The 16,269-nt window shown below is 72.0% G+C and carries 14 protein-coding genes; 8 read left to right on the top strand and 6 right to left on the bottom strand.

From position 1 onward, the window contains the following. Nucleotides 1-52 precede the first annotated feature (52 nt). The 4 genes from ACIPM1_RS06970 to ACIPM1_RS06955 are packed head-to-tail and all read right to left on the bottom strand — an operon-like array spanning nucleotide 53 to nucleotide 4,968. Nucleotides 53-1,210 carry an XdhC family protein gene (locus ACIPM1_RS06970; protein ID WP_402429976.1) on the bottom strand — a complete coding sequence of 386 codons (1,158 nt, stop codon included), beginning with the start codon at nucleotides 1,208-1,210 and terminating at the stop codon, nucleotides 53-55. After that, complete coding sequence (locus ACIPM1_RS06965; protein ID WP_402429973.1) at nucleotides 1,203-3,344, bottom strand: xanthine dehydrogenase family protein molybdopterin-binding subunit; 2,142 nt, start codon at nucleotides 3,342-3,344, stop codon at nucleotides 1,203-1,205. The genes ACIPM1_RS06970 and ACIPM1_RS06965 overlap by 8 nt, the downstream gene beginning before the upstream one ends. Beyond that, a complete protein-coding gene (locus ACIPM1_RS06960) occupies nucleotides 3,341-4,354 on the bottom strand; it encodes an FAD binding domain-containing protein (protein WP_402429971.1) in 1,014 nt (337 codons plus the stop codon). Before ACIPM1_RS06960 ends, ACIPM1_RS06965 begins: the two co-directional genes overlap by 4 nt. Then, a complete protein-coding gene (locus ACIPM1_RS06955) occupies nucleotides 4,351-4,968 on the bottom strand; it encodes a 2Fe-2S iron-sulfur cluster-binding protein (protein WP_402429968.1) in 618 nt (205 codons plus the stop codon). The genes ACIPM1_RS06960 and ACIPM1_RS06955 overlap by 4 nt, the downstream gene beginning before the upstream one ends. A gap of 367 nt (nucleotides 4,969-5,335) precedes the next feature. Here ACIPM1_RS06955 and ACIPM1_RS06950 point away from each other — a divergent pair, with 367 nt between their 5' ends. The 3 genes from ACIPM1_RS06950 (at nucleotide 5,336) to ACIPM1_RS06940 (ending at nucleotide 7,788) form a co-directional block, all read left to right on the top strand. Beyond that, entirely contained in the window at nucleotides 5,336-5,923 is a 588-nt protein-coding gene (locus ACIPM1_RS06950; RefSeq protein ID WP_402429965.1) for a TetR/AcrR family transcriptional regulator, read from the top strand. Between the two features lie 192 nt (nucleotides 5,924-6,115). After that, complete coding sequence (locus ACIPM1_RS06945) at nucleotides 6,116-6,964, top strand: patatin-like phospholipase family protein (protein WP_402429962.1); 849 nt, start codon at nucleotides 6,116-6,118, stop codon at nucleotides 6,962-6,964. An 83-nt stretch (nucleotides 6,965-7,047) separates the two neighbouring features. Continuing rightward, complete coding sequence (locus ACIPM1_RS06940; RefSeq protein ID WP_402429959.1) at nucleotides 7,048-7,788, top strand: class I SAM-dependent DNA methyltransferase; 741 nt, start codon at nucleotides 7,048-7,050, stop codon at nucleotides 7,786-7,788. A 146-nt stretch (nucleotides 7,789-7,934) separates the two neighbouring features. Here the strand turns inward: ACIPM1_RS06940 and ACIPM1_RS06935 are convergent, their stop codons facing one another. Both ACIPM1_RS06935 and ACIPM1_RS06930 read right to left on the bottom strand, forming a co-directional pair. Beyond that, nucleotides 7,935-8,552 carry an SH3 domain-containing protein gene (locus tag ACIPM1_RS06935; RefSeq protein WP_402429956.1) on the bottom strand — a complete coding sequence of 206 codons (618 nt, stop codon included), beginning with the start codon at nucleotides 8,550-8,552 and terminating at the stop codon, nucleotides 7,935-7,937. After that, on the bottom strand, nucleotides 8,549-10,288 hold the full coding sequence (locus ACIPM1_RS06930; protein ID WP_402429953.1) for a lamin tail domain-containing protein: 1,740 nt from the start codon (nucleotides 10,286-10,288) through the stop codon (nucleotides 8,549-8,551). Before ACIPM1_RS06930 ends, ACIPM1_RS06935 begins: the two co-directional genes overlap by 4 nt. 956 nt (nucleotides 10,289-11,244) lie before the next feature. Here ACIPM1_RS06930 and ACIPM1_RS06925 point away from each other — a divergent pair. The 5 genes from ACIPM1_RS06925 to ACIPM1_RS06905 all read left to right on the top strand — a co-directional run bounded on the left by ACIPM1_RS06925 (nucleotide 11,245) and on the right by ACIPM1_RS06905 (nucleotide 16,167). Next, on the top strand, nucleotides 11,245-11,352 hold the full coding sequence (locus ACIPM1_RS06925) for a keywimysin-related RiPP (protein WP_107119473.1): 108 nt from the start codon (nucleotides 11,245-11,247) through the stop codon (nucleotides 11,350-11,352). 152 nt (nucleotides 11,353-11,504) lie between these two features. After that, nucleotides 11,505-13,361, top strand: a complete 1,857-nt coding sequence (locus ACIPM1_RS06920; RefSeq protein ID WP_402429950.1) for an asparagine synthase-related protein — start codon at nucleotides 11,505-11,507, stop codon at nucleotides 13,359-13,361. Nucleotides 13,362-13,492: 131 nt separating this feature from the next. Further along, nucleotides 13,493-13,753: a lasso peptide biosynthesis PqqD family chaperone gene (locus tag ACIPM1_RS06915; RefSeq protein WP_356180128.1), complete on the top strand. Its 261-nt coding sequence runs from the start codon at nucleotides 13,493-13,495 to the stop codon at nucleotides 13,751-13,753. A gap of 74 nt (nucleotides 13,754-13,827) precedes the next feature. Further along, complete coding sequence (locus ACIPM1_RS06910) at nucleotides 13,828-14,244, top strand: lasso peptide biosynthesis B2 protein (RefSeq protein WP_402429946.1); 417 nt, start codon at nucleotides 13,828-13,830, stop codon at nucleotides 14,242-14,244. Between the two features lie 3 nt (nucleotides 14,245-14,247). Next, complete coding sequence (locus ACIPM1_RS06905; protein WP_402429944.1) at nucleotides 14,248-16,167, top strand: ABC transporter ATP-binding protein; 1,920 nt, start codon at nucleotides 14,248-14,250, stop codon at nucleotides 16,165-16,167. Nucleotides 16,168-16,269 lie beyond the last annotated feature (102 nt).

Genomic DNA, 16,269 nt, shown 5'->3' with positions numbered 1-16,269 from the left:
ACCGCCATCCGCCGTCCCCGTCCGCCGCGCCGTCCACGGGGGTGGGACCGGTTCAGGCGGCCTCGGCGCCGTCCCGTTCCGGCGCGTCCCGTTCCGTGCCGGGCCGGTGGATCGGTGTGCGCGTGCCCGTCAGCGGGACGCCCGTCCCTCCTTGCCGGGCCGCGACGATCTCCGCCGCGATCGACAGGGCGGTCTCCTCGGGCGTGCGGGCGCCGAGGTCGAGGCCGATCGGGGATCTCAGCCGGGCCAGCTCGCGCTCGCTCAGACCCGCCTCGCGCAGCCGCCGGTCGCGGTCCTCGTGGGTACGGCGCGACCCCATCGCGCCCACGAACGCGACGGGCATCCGCAGCGCCGTCTCCAGCAGCGGCACATCGAACTTGGCGTCGTGGGTGAGCACGCACAGCACGGTGCGTGCGTCGGTGGCGGTGCGCCGCAGGTAGCGGTGCGGCCAGTCGACCACGATCTCGTCGGCCTCGGGGAAGCGGGCGCGGGTGGCGAAGACGGGGCGGGCGTCGCACACGGTCACCCGGTATCCGAGGAACGTGCCCACCCGGACGAGCGCGGCGGCGAAGTCGACCGCACCGAAGACGATCATGCGGGGCGCCGGCACGTTCGACTCGACGAGCAGGGTGAGCCCGCCGGGGCAGTGCGATCCGTCCTCCGCGAGCTCGACGGTGCCGGTGCGGCCGGCATCCAGCAGCGCCCGGGCCTCGGCCTCGGCCGTCCGGTCGAGTGCAGCGGCGCCGCCCAGCCCTCCGTCGAACGTGCCGTCGGAGCGCACGAGGATTGCCCGGCCGAGCAGACCCGCGGGCCCGCGCACGATCCGGGCCACGGCCGCCGGCTCCCCTTGGGCGGCGGCCGAGAGCGCCGCTCGGAGCACTTCACGGACGGGCGCGTCCGTGCCGACCGGCGTGATCAGGACGTCGATGACCCCACCACAGGTCAGCCCGACGGCGAAGGCGTCCTCGTCGCTGTAGCCGAACCGCTCCACACGGGTCACGCCGTCCCGGAGTGCCGCCACGCAGAGGTCGTACACCGCTCCTTCGACGCAGCCGCCGGAGACCGAGCCGATGGCCGTGCCCTCGCCGTCCACGGCGGGGGCGGCACCGGGGCCGCGCGGCGCGCTGCCGCCGACGGCCACCACGGTGGCGACGGCGAAGGCGCGGCCTTCCTCGGCCCAGCGGTGCAGGTCCTCGGCGATGTCAAGCACGCGCCGCTCCCTGTCCGGCCGCCAGGACGCGGTCCGGCCGGATGGGCAGCTCGCGGTGCCGGACACCGGTGGCGTGCCAGACCGCGTTGGCGATCGCCGCCGCGGCGCCCACGATGCCGATCTCCCCGATGCCCTTGATCCCCACCGGGTCGTCGGGATCCGGGTCGTCCACCCAGTCGGCCTCCACGAGCGGCACATCGGCGTGCGTGGCGACGTGATAGCCCGCGAGGTCGGCGCCGACATGTCCGCCGGAGGCGGTGTCACGGACGGCTTCCTCGTGCAGGGCCATGGAGATGCCCCAGGTCATGCCGCCGACCAACTGGTTGCGCGCGGTGAGCGGGTTGACGATGCGGCCCGCCGCGAAGACGCCGAGCATGCGCCGCACCCGCACTTCGCCGGTGGTGACGTCCACGGCGACCTCGGCGAACTGCGCGCCGAAGGAGTGCCGTTCCTTCTGCGTGAGGGCGCCGACGGCCGCGGAGGTGTCCGACCGGACGGTGATGCCCTCCGGGGGGATGTCGGCTCCCAGGTCGAGCCGCTCTCGCAGTTCGCCGGCCGCGGCCGTGACCGCCCAGGCCCAGGAGCGGGTGCCCATCGAACCTCCGGCGATCATGGCCGGGCCGAAGTCGCTGTCCCCGATGCGCACCCGGACCCGGTCCGGCGCCACCCGCAGCGCGTCGGCGGCGACCAGGGTGAGCGCGGTGCGCGCACCGGTTCCGATGTCCGCCGCGGCGATCCGCACGGTGAAGGACCCGTCCGGCTCCGCGGTGAGGACCGCCGTGGACGGTGCGGCACCGGCGGGGAAGGAGGCCGCCGCCGTACCGGTGCCGAGCAGCCAGCGGCCCTCCCGGCGCAGCCCGGGGCGCGGATCGCGCTCCGCCCAGCCGAACCGGCGGGCGCCCTCGTCGAAGCAGGCGCGCAGGTTGCGGCTGCCGAACGGCAGCCCGGACACGGGACCCTTCTCGGGTTCGTTGCGCAGGCGCAGGTCGATCGGATCGATCCCGCACCTCTCGGCCAGTTCGTCCAGCGCCGACTCCAATGCGAACGATCCCGGTGCCTCGCCCGGCGCCCGCATCCAGGTCGGGGTCGGAACGTCGAGACGTACCACCCGGTTGGCCGTGTGGTGGGCGTCGGCGTCGTACATCGCGCGGGCCACCGCGGCGCTCGGCTCTACGAACTCGTGCACCGTCGAGGTGAGACTGAGGGAGCGGTGCTCCAGCGCGCGCAGCCGTCCGTCGGCGTCGCAGCCGAGCCGGACGCGCTGGGCGGTGGGGCTGCGGTAGCCGGCGAGGGAGAACATCTGGCGGCGTGTCAGGACGACACGGACCGGCCGCTGCAGGACAGTGGCGGCCATCACCGCGGCCACCTGGTGGGCGCGGACGCCCTTGCTGCCGAAACCGCCGCCGACGTGTTCGGACAGCACCCGCACGGCGGCGGGTTCGAGCGAGAACAGGTTGGCCAGTTCGCCCCGCACCCAGGTGGTGCCCTGGTTGGAGTCGACGACCTCGAGCCGGCCGCCGTCCCAGCGGGCCGTGGCCGCGTGCGGCTCCATCGGGTTGTGGTGCTCTTCGGGAGTGGTGTACTCGGCGTCCACGACGGCTGCGGACGCGGCGAGTTCGGTGTCCAGGTCCCCCTTTTCCGTCACCGCCGGCATGTGGCCGTCCGCCGGGTACGCGTCCGCACGCCCGCCGGAGAAGGCCACGTCGTGGGGCTCGCTCTCGTAGTGCACGACGAGCGCCTCGGCGGCCTCCCTGGCCTGTTCGGACGTCTCGGCGACCACCAGGGCGACCGGCCAGCCCATGTGCGGTACCCGGTCGTGCTGGAAGACGGCGCAGGTGGGGTCCGGCCGGGATCCCAGCAGGCCGACGAAGTCGGTGTCGAGGCGCGGAGCATTCCCGTGGTGCAGGACGGTGAGGACGCCGGGCATCTCGAGGACGGGCTCGTGGTCCACCGCGCGGATGCGGCCGCGGGCGACGGTGGACAGCACCAGCCAGCCGTGGGCGAGGTCGGCGAAGGGCACCTCGCCCGCGTACCGGGCGGCTCCGGTGACCTTGTCCCGGCCCTCCACGCGGGTGTGCGCGGTCCCCACGGCGCCCTTCTCCGCCGAGGCCGGGGTCGTCGTGGCGGTGCTCATCGGCCGGTCTCCTCGCTGAGTCGGGCGTTGTCCTCGGCGAGTTCGGTCAGCACGGCCACGACGAGGTTGCGCATGAGTGTCACCTTGTATCCGTTGTGGGGCAGCGGCCTGGCCGCCGCGAGTTCGGCGTCCGCCGCGGCGGCGAAGGTCTCGGCGTCGGTCGGGGCGCCGGTCAGCACCCGCTCCGCCGTCCGGGCCCGCCACGGCCGGGAGGCGACCGCCCCGAAGGCCAGGCGCGCCTCGCGCACTTCGCCGTCGCGGACGTCGAGGGCGGCGGCGATCGAGCCGATGGCGAACGCGTACGAGGCGCGTTCGCGCACCTTGCGGTAGCGCGAGCGGGCCGCGACCGGAGCGGGCGGCAGGGTCACGCCGGTGATCAGCGCTCCCGGCGGCAGGGCGGTCTCCCGGTGCGGGGTGTCCCCCACGGGCAGATAGAAGTCGGCCAGCGGCAGCTCGCCCGGTCCGTCGGTCGTCTCGTACGACACGACCGCGTCGAAGGCCGTCAGCGCCACGCCCATGTCCGAGGGATGGACGGCCACACAGTGCTCGGAGGCCCCCAGCACGGCGTGGTTGTGGTGTTCGCCCTCGACGGCGGGGCAGCCGCTGCCGGGAAGCCGCTTGTTGCAGGGTTTGGTGACGTCGGTGAAGTAGCCGCAGCGGGTGCGCTGGAGCAGATTCCCGCCGACGGTGGCCATGTTGCGCAACTGTCCGGAGGCGCCGGCCAGCACCGCATGGGCCAGCGCCGGGTAGCGGCGGCGGACGTCGGGGTGCGCGGCGAGGTCGCTGTTGGTGACGGTCGCGCCGATGCGCAGGCCGCCGTCCGCGGTCGACTCGATCCCGTCCAGGGGGAGGTCACGGACGTCCACCAGCCGGGCGGGGCGCTCGACGCCGGTCTTCATCAGGTCGACGAGGTTGGTGCCGCCACCGAGAAAACGCGCCTCCGGGTCGGCACCGAGCAGCGCGACCGCGCCGGCCACGTCGGACGCCCTATGATAGCCGAACTCCCTCATGCCTCCGCCTCCGTGGGATCCGTGGTCCGTGCCCGCCCGCTGCCGTCGCCCATGTGCGTCCCGCTCGGGTCGTCCCCGGTCCGCGCCTGGACGGCGGCCGCTCGGGCGACCGCCTGCACGATGGACGTGTACGCGCCGCAGCGGCACAGGTTGCCGCTCATCCGCTCCCGGATCTCGTCGGCCGTGAGGGGTGGCGGCCCGGCCTCGGGCCGGACGTCGTCGGTGACCGCGCTCGGCCAGCCGGCCGCGTGTTCCTCGATCACCGCGACGGCCGAGCAGATCTGTCCCGGTGTGCAGTATCCGCACTGGTAGCCGTCGAGATCGAGGAAGGCCTGCTGCACGGGATGCAGCCGCTCTCCCTCGGCCACACCCTCGATGGTGGTGATCTCACGCCCCTCGGCCGCCACCGCGAACTGCAGGCAGGCCACGCTCCGGCGTCCGTCGATCAGGACGGTGCAGGCCCCGCACTGCCCCTGGTCGCAGCCCTTCTTGGTGCCGGTCAGATCGAGCCGCTCACGGAGCGCGTCGAGGAGGGTGGTGCGGTGGTCGACGGACAGCGTGTACTTCTCGCCGTTGATGTTCAGGGTGACGTCGCTGGACGTCGGTGGGGCCATGATCAGCCTTCTTTCGCAGGTCCGGAGCACGTCGCGGGACCGTTCGGAGGTCCGTGCGTCCGCGAAGCCGCGGGGCCGAGGTCCCGGCGGCCCGTGCGACCGTGGTCTTCGGGTCCGTCCGCGGGTCCGGTACGGCAGACCCGTTCGGCAAACAGGGAGGTGGCGCTGTACGGAGCGGTGGAACTGGCAGGCAGGCGGAATGCGGTGGCGGGAACGCCATGGCGGCGGCACCCGCCGGGTCACGTCGGCGGCCTCCACCGCTATGGTGGAGTCAAGCGGACAGCTGTCCGGTAGCAAGAAACCGTAGCGGACAACTGTCCGCTTAGCAAGGTCGGGTTCCGGACTCCAGACCCGGCGAGGAGGACGAGTGCAGCCGAAGAGGGACGCCAAGGATGCGCCGCTGCGCTCGGACGCGCAGCGCAACCGCGAGCGCATCCTGGAAGTGGCCCTCGCGGAACTGACCCGTTCCGCGGACACCCCGCTGAGTGTGATCGCCAAGAAGGCGGGCGTCGGCCAGGGCACCTTCTACCGGAACTTCCCTCACCGCGAGGCCCTCGTCCTGGAGATCTACCGGCACGAGATGCAACAGGTCGCCGACAGCGCGGCCGAGCTGCTCGAGAACCGGGAGCCGGACCAGGCCCTGCGCGAGTGGATGGACCACCTCGCACGGTTCGCCATGGCCAAGGCCGGTCTGGCGGACGCGATCCGCCAGGCGGCCGGCACGCCGGGAGGCCCTGCCAAACCGGGCCACAGCCCCGTCACCGCCGCCGTCGAACTCCTGCTCCGCGCCAACGAGGAGGCCGGCACGATACGCCCGGGGGTGACCCCGGACGACTTCGTCCTCGCCATCGCCGGTCTCTGGCAGATGGATCCCCACAGCGACTGGCAGCCGCGCGCCGCCCGGCTCCTGGACCTCGTCATGGACGGCCTGCGCGCCGGGGCGCCGGGCCGCTGAACCTGGTGCCGGCACCAGGCGCGCCGCCGCGTGACGCGGTTTCGGGCGCCGCGAGGACGGCCCCGCGCCCAGCGACCAAGACCCTGCGACCGCGCGGGGGCGGCTTCACGCCATGAGTCCATGCGGCGCGCGAGTGAGCATTAGGGTTCACGTCGTCATATCGAGTGCGGGCAACAGGGGGCGGGCGACGAGATGGCCAGGACTGAGGCGCTGGTGCTGGGCGGCGGCGGTGTCGGGGGCATCGCGTGGATCACCGGACTGCTGACCGGGCTGTCCGAGGCGGGCCGGGACGTCACGGGGGCCGACCTCATCGTGGGCACCTCCGCCGGCTCGACGGTCGCGGCACAACTGGGCAGCGGGCTGAACCTGGAGGAGCTGTACGCCCGCCAGGTCGACCCGGCGCTGCAGGCCGCCGAGATCACGGCGGAGATGGACCTGGAGGCTTTCGCCGCCGAGATCGGCGCGGCGCTGAGCAGTGCCGCCGACATCACGGAGATGCGGCGCGCGGTCGGGAAGTTCGCCCTCGGGGCCGAGACCGTGACCGAGAGGGAGCGCCGGGCGGTGATCGAGTCGCGGCTCCCCTCCCACGCATGGCCCGCGCGGGCGCTCAGGATCGTCGCGGTGGACGCCGAGAGCGGTGAGCCGCGCGTGTTCGACCGCGCGTCGGACGTGAGCCTGGTCGACGCCGTCGCGGCCAGTTGCGCCGTCCCCGGCGTCTGGCCCCCGGTGACGATCGGCGACCGCCGGTACGTCGACGGCGGCGTCCGTTCCGTCGCCAACGCCGACTACGCCGCCGGCGCCTCACGCGTGCTGGTGATCGTGCCGATGGGTGCTTCCGAGCCGTTCCCGAGCGACTGTCCGCTGGAGCGGACCGTGGACGAACTGCGCGCCCGGGGCGCCGAGGTCGCGGTCGTCGAGCCGGACGGGGCGTCCCGGGACGCGATCGGCGCCAACGCCCTGGACCCGGCCACGCGCCGGCCGGCCGCCGAGGCCGGTCGCGCACAGGGCCGCGGACCGACGATCGAGTGGCGCCGGGACTGAGTCCTCAGGTCCGGTGAGCGGAGCCGGAAGTCGGAGGAAATTCGGTAGCCGAGGCCCCACGGCACCCGGCAGAGTGTCCGCCCGTGACGAGCAGTGAGCTGTGGAGCCGTGCGACCGCCGAACGCTACGACGCCGAGGAGGCCGAGATCTCCTCGGCCGCCGCACTCGGACCGATGCTCGACTTCCTCGCCGAACTCGCCGGTGACGGAAGGGCGCTGGAGTTCGCCATCGGAACCGGGCGCGTGGGCGTCCCGCTCCGGGAACGCGGCGTCCCCGTCGCGGGCATCGAGCTGTCCGAGCCCATGGCAGCGGTCCTGCGCCGCAAGATCGACGAGGAGACGCTCCCGGTCACCCTCGGGGACATGGCCACGACCGTCGTCCCCGGCGAGTTCACCCTGGTCTACCTCGTCTACAACACCATCACGAACCTGCTCACACAGGACGAACAGGTCGAGTGCTTCCGCAACGCGGCACGTCACCTGGCGCCCGGAGGCCGGTTCGTCATCGAGCTGGGCGTGCCGCCGCTGCGGTTCCTGCCGCCCGGGCAGGTCGCGGTGCCGTTCGACGTCTCCGAGCGGCATCTCGGCTTCGACACCTTCGATCTGGTGGAGCAGATCCTCGTCTCGCACCACCTCACCCTCGACGGCGACGACGGCCGCTACCGCCGCGACGCCTCCCGGCACCGGTACGCCTGGCCGGCGGAGCTCGACCTGATGGCGCGGATCGCGGGACTGGAGCTGGAGCGGCGCGTCGCGGACTGGGAGGGGACGCCGTTCGCCCAGGACTCCGCCCAGCACATCTCGGTGTGGCGCAAGCCGGCCTGAGGCCGGCCCCTCCCGACCGCGCTCGCCGACCGGGGCGCGGCCGACCGAACATGGCTCAAGCGCGACCGCGCTGCAGGCGGGGCAAGCCGACGGGGGCCGGGGAATGAACCCCCGGCCCCCGTCGGGAACACCGCTGCCCAGCCGACTCAGCCGTGCCCGTGGCCGTGCCCCCCGGACTCCCGGCCCTCGGGGGATGCCGACGCCGTGGGCCGTCCGCAGCCGCTCTCTGGTGCGAGTTCCCGCACCGCGGAGCGGGCGACCCAGCCGTGCCGGCCGGACCGGACGGTCCTCACCTTCGCCTGCGTACCGCGGACGTCGAGGACCACCGCCTGCTCACCAGCGGCGAGCCACTGCCCCCCGATCCGGACCCGGCACGTGGGGCCCGGGCCCACCAGGTGCACCGTGCCGCGCAGGTAGAAGTCGTCGACCCAGCCGTGGACCGACGCGTCCCCGACGGCGCGCACCTGGAGCCAGGTGCCCTTCGTCGAGACGACCCGGGCCAAGGTCCCGTCCTTCGCCTGGGCGACCGGCTCGCCGTCGCCCGGATGCCCGTACAGCGCCACCCGAGCGGTCGCGACCAGTCCGTGGTCATCACGGCCGCTGATCAGCACCAGTCGGCTCTCGTCACCGCCCGGCGCCGTGGTGGTGCCCACGGGTCCGGGGGTTCGGTCGGGCCGGCCGCCCGCGAGCACGGTGGTGACCCCGACCACGGCCAGGGCGACGGTGAGGGCTCCGACGAGCGCGCTCCTGACTCCCCTCCTCACGGGCAGCTCGCCGGGTTGGCCGTGCCCTTGGTGACGTTGGCCGAGATGGTGTTGCACCACGCCCCGCCGTCACCGCTGCGGTGGAAGACCTTGTCGTACTGCGTCGAGCCGAGCGAGTACGAGTAGGTGTCGTAGACGGTCTCCACACCGCTCACGATCTTGAGGAACCGGACGGACTCGGAGCCGGTGTTGTTGAGGAAGCCGGAGGGGATGTCCATCACCCACCGCCCGCCGGCCGGGATCGTCGTACCCGCCGGGATCTGCTTCGGCGCCCCGCCGCCGCCGGCGACGTCGTCGATGTAGTAGCCGCTGACGTCCACGGCGCCCGCGGTGGGGTTGTAGAGCTCCACCCACTCGGTCCCCGTACCCGACGGCGCCATCAGGAACTCGTTGACCTGCACCTTGGTGGGGTCGCCGGTGCCGCCACCACCGCCACCGCTGGTCGTGGTGGTGTACGACCGGCTGCCCGCGTCGTAGTCGACGGTGAACTGCGCTCCGCTTCCGGACGTGGCGAGGTGCACGGTGCCGTTGTGGTTGTACGTGCCCGAGTAGTCGATCGCCGTTCCGTCCGTGTCCGTGGTGTCGCAGGGGTTGTTGGCGAGGTAGATGTCCGCCCCCACGGCGCGGAAGGCGTTGAGGGTGCGGTTGCCCGGGTGGCCGTACGAGTTGGAACCGCAGGAGATGAAGCCGACCTGAGGATGCGTCGAGTTGACGTAGGCGTCGGACGACGAGTGACTCGAGCCGTGGTGGTTGGCCCGCAGCGCGTTCACGGTGCCCATCTTCTGGCTGAGCAGCTGTTCGATGTTGTTGTAGGTGTAGCCGTTGGCGCTGGTGCTGTACTCGCCGTCGCTGTCACCGGCGGTCGCGTACGCGAAGGGGCCGAACGTGGTGCGCAGGCCGATCGAGTAGTCGTTCTCGCTGGGCGGGGTGGGGTCCGCGTCGTGGTCGCCGCTGACCGGGGTCACGCCGTCGGCCTGCTTGACGTCCTTGCCGTTCGCCTCGACGACGTTCGAGGTCACGCCGGTGCCGAGGTCGATCGAGGGCCACGGGTTGTCATTGGTGATCCGCAGCACCTTGCCCTCGATGTTGGCGCGGTCGGCCTGTCCCGCGGGGCCGTACAGCCAGCAGATCCACCGCTTCGACGTCAGCGAGGTGGTCCCGACGTTGTGCCAGGCGGTCTCGGTGCTCGGCGCGGTCGACGTGCCGACGTCGCAGTCCTTGTCGCCGTTGCTGTCCGTCCACACACCGCCGTCGTGGTCGAGCAGCTGACCGACCGTGAAGCCGAATCCGCCGGACGAGGTCGGAGTCAGCAGCTGATAGAGGCCGTTGCCGTAGGCCGTGGTGTCGTTCGGATTGCCGGCGTATCCGATGTGGTCGAGGTGATGGTGGGACGCCATCACGTAGTCCAGGTGCACCGGCCCGGAGGCGATGCCGCATATGGAACGTATCTGGGCGGCGACGCGGGTCGCGTTCGTGTTGGTGCCGGTCGAATTGAACGCGGTCTCGCCGAGGTCGATGAGCAGGGTGCGGCCGGTCGGTCCGACGACGAGCTGGGAGTCGCCCTGCTCGACGTCGAACCAGTAGATGTTGAACTCACCCTGGCGCCACGTGCCGTTGGTCGAACAGTGGGGCGCGTCCGCCACCGCGGCGTGTGCGGTGGGGGGACTGACGAAGAGTGAGGTGAAGGTGAGCATCACCCCTGCGATCAGCAGGAGGAGCAGACGGGAACGGCGCACGTGGCCTCCGGGAACACTGGATCCATGGACGCAGTGGTCCGCGCCCGGCTGAGGATGACAGCCGGGGCGTCGAACGGAGGCAAGATTGAATGACGATCTGAAGAAGATCAGCTGACGGAACGATAAAGGCGCCACACCGCGGGGCCTGCCACCCAACCAAAGGCCCTGAAGCCCGAGTTGGCGATTTCACGGCCAACCGGGACGATCTCGCCCGGCCGGGGAGGGTCAATCGTACATGACGGTTCGGATTGTCCCTGTTGGCGTCCACCAACCTCCGCGAAGGCGACCTCACCGTTCGTGCCACTCCTCGGCGCCCAGCGCAGAACCGTCCTCACAAGCGGTGAACCGGACGCGCACCACTACGGAGGCCATGGGGACGGCTTCGCCAGCCGGCGGAAATGTGTGACAACTCCCGCCGGTTCCCAGGGAAAACCTGCGAATCTCCGGGAGAACCGACGGAAAGCGTAGGCCAATGATTGCCACTTCTGTAGTTGAATCCCGCGGGCAATTCCCCCCTCCCGTGTGCCGTTCGTGGCTCACCTTCCACCAGAGCGACCGATGGGGATCATGATGGCTGAACAGTCATTGACCTGCGCAAACCGGTCGGTGTGAGTCGGATTGTGCGCCTCGGAACCGTCTGATCTCGCTTCAGAGGCAGCAGGAAAACCCTTCCCGGTACCCGCAAACCCCATCTCCATGGCCCGTGTCCCGGCACTTTCGGCGGCATTCGCCCCCGCAGAGATGCAGAGTTCGCATCCCGTGTGCCTCACGCTCCCCCCGTGCACTGTTGTGGTGATCCGATTGCCGCCCCTAGGGTGACTAACCGAATTGGCCGTCCACGGATCCGGAACCGCGGTGAAAACGGTCTGATTCGAGCAGGATCCTGCGCCAACGTTTCCTTCAACCGACTGACGAGGCGACAGCTGATGTCGTCGCAGACGAAAGGATGTGTGGCCATGACGTACGAGCGCCCGACACTCACCAAGGCCGGCGGTTTCCGCAAGACGACGGGTCTGGCGGGCGGTACCGCCAAGGACCTCCTCGGCGGTCACCAGCTCATCTGACCCGAGGCGACCGGTCCCTTCTCTCATCGCCTTCGCGTGAGGTGAACGGGGCCCGCACATGTCGGCGGAGGGCGGTCACCGACCGTCCTCCGCCACTCCCCGGGTCCTACCCGCACCGGCGGACACGCCATCGACCGGAGGTACGTGAGTCCATGAACAGCCCTGCGTCACTCGCCGTGGTGCCCGCCTGGTTCGTGGTGCTGCCCGATACCGACGAAGCGGCAGCCGTGGGGGCCAGGGCCCTTCCGCACGCCACCGAGAGCTACCCGCACGCCTCCGGCCGGCCGTGGTTGATGGGACGCTGGAGTCCAGGGGAGCTGGCCGTCGGCGAGTGCCGCGGAGTGCGTCTCGCCGTGTCGGGTGAGCACGGCGTCACCCCCGAGGAAGCGGCCCGTGCGGCGGCCGCGGCCACCGATCTGGGCTCCCTCGACCGCCTCGCCCGCTCCTGGCACGGCAGTTACCACCTACTGGCCAGTGTGCACGGGCGGGTACGTGCTCAGGGCACGGTCACCGGTGTCCGCTCCCTGTTCCATGGCGGAGCGCACTCGGCTCACCTGGCGGCCGATCGGGCGGACGTCCTGGCCGACCTGATCGGGGCGCCCCTCGACGAGGGTCGGCTTGCCCTCCAGATGCTCAGTCTGGGCGTGCTCCACCCGCTGTCCGCGCGACCCGTGTGGCGCGGGGTGGAGGCACTTCCCGGCCACGACTACCTGGTCCTGGAACGCGACGGGCGGGCACACCGCAAGCGCTGGTGGTGGTTGCCGCGTCGCGACGTGCCGTTGGCCGAGGGCGCCGCGAGACTGCGGGACGAACTGCGCCGCGCCGTCGAGATCCGGGTCCGGGACCGGGATGTGGTCACCGCCGATCTGGGCGGGCTGGATTCGACCGCCGTGGTGTGCACCGCGGTGGGCGCCGGGGCCAAGGTCGTCGCCTACACCGCGGCGACCCACGACCCTCGCGGCGATGACGTCCACTGGGCTCGTCGCACGGTCGAGGACCTGTCGTCGGTCGACGGCGCCGTGGGGCGCGTCGAGCACCACATCGTCGCGGCCGAGGACTTCCCGCTCACCTTCGACGGCGTGAACACGCTGACCGACGTACTGGACGCTCCCTCGCTGTACGCCGTGGACCGCAACCGGCGCATGAGTCTTCTCGACCTTGCGGCGGACCGGGGATCCACCGTCCACCTGAGCGGTTTCGGGGGTGACGAGTTGCTCGCGGGCGCCTCCGCCCGTGTTCACGACCTGCTGCCGCGCCACCCGCGCACCGCCGTCCGCCACGCCCGCGGATACCTGGCCAAGTATCGCTGGTCGCGGCGGCGAGCCACACGACAACTGCTGGACCGCCGCTCCTACGGGGCGTGGCTGGAGCAGATCGCGACGGACCTGACCGGCCCGCTGCCCTCGCTGGAGGAACCGCTGTTCCAGTGGTGCTCGCCGGCGAGGGTGCCGCCGTGGGCCACCCCGGACGCCGTCGACGCGGTGCGCGCACTCATCCGGCAGGAGGCCGTCGTGGCGCGGCCCCTGGGCCCGGGGCACGGGGAGCACCGCGAACTGGCCACCATGCAAGCGGTGTCCCGGTTCGCTCGGCACCTCAACCAGATGACGCGCCGGCGCGGCATGCTCTTCGCCTCCCCCTTCTACGACGACCGCGTGGTGGAAACCGGCCTGGCGGTGCGGCCCGAGGAGCGGGTGTCTCCGTGGCGGTACAAGCCGCTCGTCGTGGAGGCCATGCGCGGCGTCGTCCCCGAGGCCAGCCGCACCCGCGCCACCAAGGCCAACGCCACACTGGAGGAGGAGGTCGGGCTGCGGCGGCACCGTGAAGCGCTGCTGGCACTCTGCGAGGACTCCCGGCTGGCCGAACTGGGCCTGATCGACGCCCGGGCGTGGCGCGCCTGGTGCTCCGGTCCTGTGTCGGCGGAGCTGGAGAACGTCCTCCTCCATCCGACCGTCGGCTGTGAGGTGTGGCTGCGTACCCGGGAGGCGCTGCACCCCCGCGCGGACGGCTGACGGGACAGCCACCACGCGCCACCGGTCATCTGCGCTTCCCCGGCCCGGCCGCCACCGACCGGTACCGCCGTGGCGCGTTCCGACAACCCCTGCCACCACAGACAAGCGTTCCTCGCTACGGAGGTCTTCCGATGAACCTGGAGTTGCGCGGCGGCATCCTGATGGCCGAAACCGAGTACGGCCTGGCCCTGCTGGACGAGAACAGTGGCGAGTACTGGACCCTCAACCCCACCGCCGCCGTGGTCCTGGAGACGCTGCTGGCGGGCCGGGGCACGGAAGAGGCCGTGCATGCCCTGACGGAGCGGTACGACGTCAACGACGGCCTCGCCCAGCAGGATGTCGACCGTATCCTCTCGGAACTGCGATCGGCCGGGCTCATCAGCGGGCACTGACGGGCGGAACGGCCGACGGCCCGAGAAGCCGGAGCACTTCCCTCACGACGTCCGAACACGCGGAAAGGATGGTCATGTCGACGCCCGAAGCGGTCCCTTACCGGCCTCGTTCCGTACCGCTGCCCACCCGGTTGGCGACCCGCCTCGCGGTGGGGTGCGCCCACCTGCTGGCGACCCAGCCACCTGCCCGTATACGCACCGTGCTGCGGCAGGTGCGCCGTGGCGCACGTCCGGCCTCGGCGGCACAGACCTCGGCTGCCCTGGACACCGTCCTGGCCGTGAGCCTGACCGCAGGCGGCCGCAAGGGATGCCTGCCCAGGTCGCTGGCGACCGTCCTGCTGTGCCGGATGCGCGGTCAGTGGCCCACCTGGTGCGTGGGAGTGCGCAAGCAGCCGCCGTTCGCCGCGCACGCCTGGGTGGAGGCGGATTCACAACCGGTCGGCGAGGACTGCCCCGCCGATTACTTCCAGCGCTTCTTCACGGTCGACTGACCCATGGCCGGAGAGCCGCCCGCCACCACGCGCCCCGGCACCGGAACGCCGGCCCCGGCCACCTCACCCGTCTCCGAGGACGGGGTCGGCGTGCCCGCCCCGATCGCCGAGGCCGAAGGCGCTGCCTCCCCCACGGGCACGCTCAGGGCCGCATCCGGCTACCGGGCCCTGGCGGCCCTGCTACGGCCCCACCGCCGCGCCGGCCTGGCCGGGGCACTGCTCGGACTGATCGGCAGCACCCTCGGCCTGGCCCAACCCCTGGCCGCCAAGCGGTTGATCGACAACCTGGGCACGGGACGCACGCCCATGGGGCCCGTAGTGGTCCTGACCGCGCTCCTGCTCGGTGCCGCGGCGTTCTCCGCCCTGGGCCAGTACGTCCTGCACCGCACCGCCGAGTTCGTCGTGTGTTCCGCCCGCCGGCGGATCACCGGGCGCCTGCTCCGGTTGCCGGTGCCCGAACTGGACCGGCACGAACCGGGCGATCTGATCACCCGTGCCACCTCCGACACCATGCTGCTGCGTCAAGCCGCCACCCAGTCCGCGGCCCCCGCCGTCACCGGCGTCGTCGTACTGGTCATGACGCTGGTGCTGATGGGCCTCGTCGACCTGGTGCTGCTCTCCGTCACGCTCACCGTCATGGTGTTCCTGGGAGCGGTCGTGGGGGCTGCCGCTCCCGCCATCGGACGTGCCACCCGGCAGGCTCAGGAGTCGGTCGGCGAGATCGGCGCGGCTCTGGAACGGGCCCTTGGGGCGGTGCGCGCGGTCAAGGCCGCCGGAGCCGAGCAGCGGGAGTCTGCCGCGCTGGACCGCATGGCGGAGGAGGCCCGTCGCACCGGCGTACGCGCCGCCGGCTGGCAGGCGCTGTCGGCGGCCGCCTCCGGCGTGGCCGGGCAGGCGTCCTTCCTGGCGGTGCTCGGTGTGGGCGGTGCCCGGGTCGCCTCCGGGACGATCAGCGTGTCCACCCTGGTCGCCTTCCTGCTGTATCTGTTCGCCCTGGCCCCGAGGATCAGTCAGCTCGTCGAGGCCGTGGGGCAGCTCCAGGTCGGCGCGGCCGCCGCCCGGCGTATCGAGGCGGTTCAGCACATGGCCGTGGAGACCACCGAACCCTCAGTCCCCTGCGCGTCGCCCACCTGCGCTGCGGAGACGGCGCGGCGGCCTCACCGGCCGGCGGCCACCGTACGCTTCGAACAGGTGGGCTTCCGTTATCAGCCCGGGCTGCCCGCCGTCCATCACAGCATCTCCTTCACCGTGCCCGCCCGAGGGCTGACGGCCCTCGTGGGCCCCTCCGGTGCGGGCAAGACCACCGCCTTCTCCCTGCTCGAACGCTTCTACGATCCGGACACCGGCCGCGTCTTCCTGGACGGGGTCGACCTGAGACAGTGGCCCCTGGCCGAACTGCGCGCAGCGATCGGTTACGTCGAGCAGGAGGCGCCCGTCCTGTCCGGCACACTGCGCGAGAATCTGACCCTCGGCGCACCGCACACCCCGGACGACGACCTTCACGAGACACTGCGCCGCGCCCGGCTGGAATCTGTCGTCGCCCGTCTTCCGCAGGGGCTGGACACCCTGGTCGGCCACCGGGGCAGTCGGCTGTCCGGAGGAGAACGCCAGCGCGTGGCCATCGCCCGCGCTCTCCTGCGCCGCCCTCGGCTACTCCTCCTGGACGAGGCCACGTCGCAGTTGGACGCCGACAACGAAGCGGCACTGCGGGAGACCGTGGCGGAGGCGGCGCGGAACATCACCGTGCTCGTGGTGGCGCACCGGCTGTCCACCGTCACCACCGCCGACCGCATCATCGTCATGGAGGCGGGCCGGGTCCGGGCCGTGGGGACCCACGCGGAACTGCTCGAGACCGATTCCCTCTATCGCGACCTGGCCACGACCCAGATGCTCACGACCGGGCCGACGCCCGCCACCCGGTGACGCCCGGCGTCCTCGGCTCGTGTCACCTGCCGGAAAGTGAGAGCGCCCTCGTCGGCGAAACCCCCTACCAGCGCCTGAGAAACAAAGCCCAGGCCCCTCTGT

Origin of the sequence: Streptomyces sp. NPDC086766 (genome assembly GCF_044746005.1) — a bacterium.
Lineage (GTDB): Bacteria > Actinomycetota > Actinomycetes > Streptomycetales > Streptomycetaceae > Streptomyces.
This window is presented reverse-complemented; position numbering and strand designations above follow the sequence as displayed.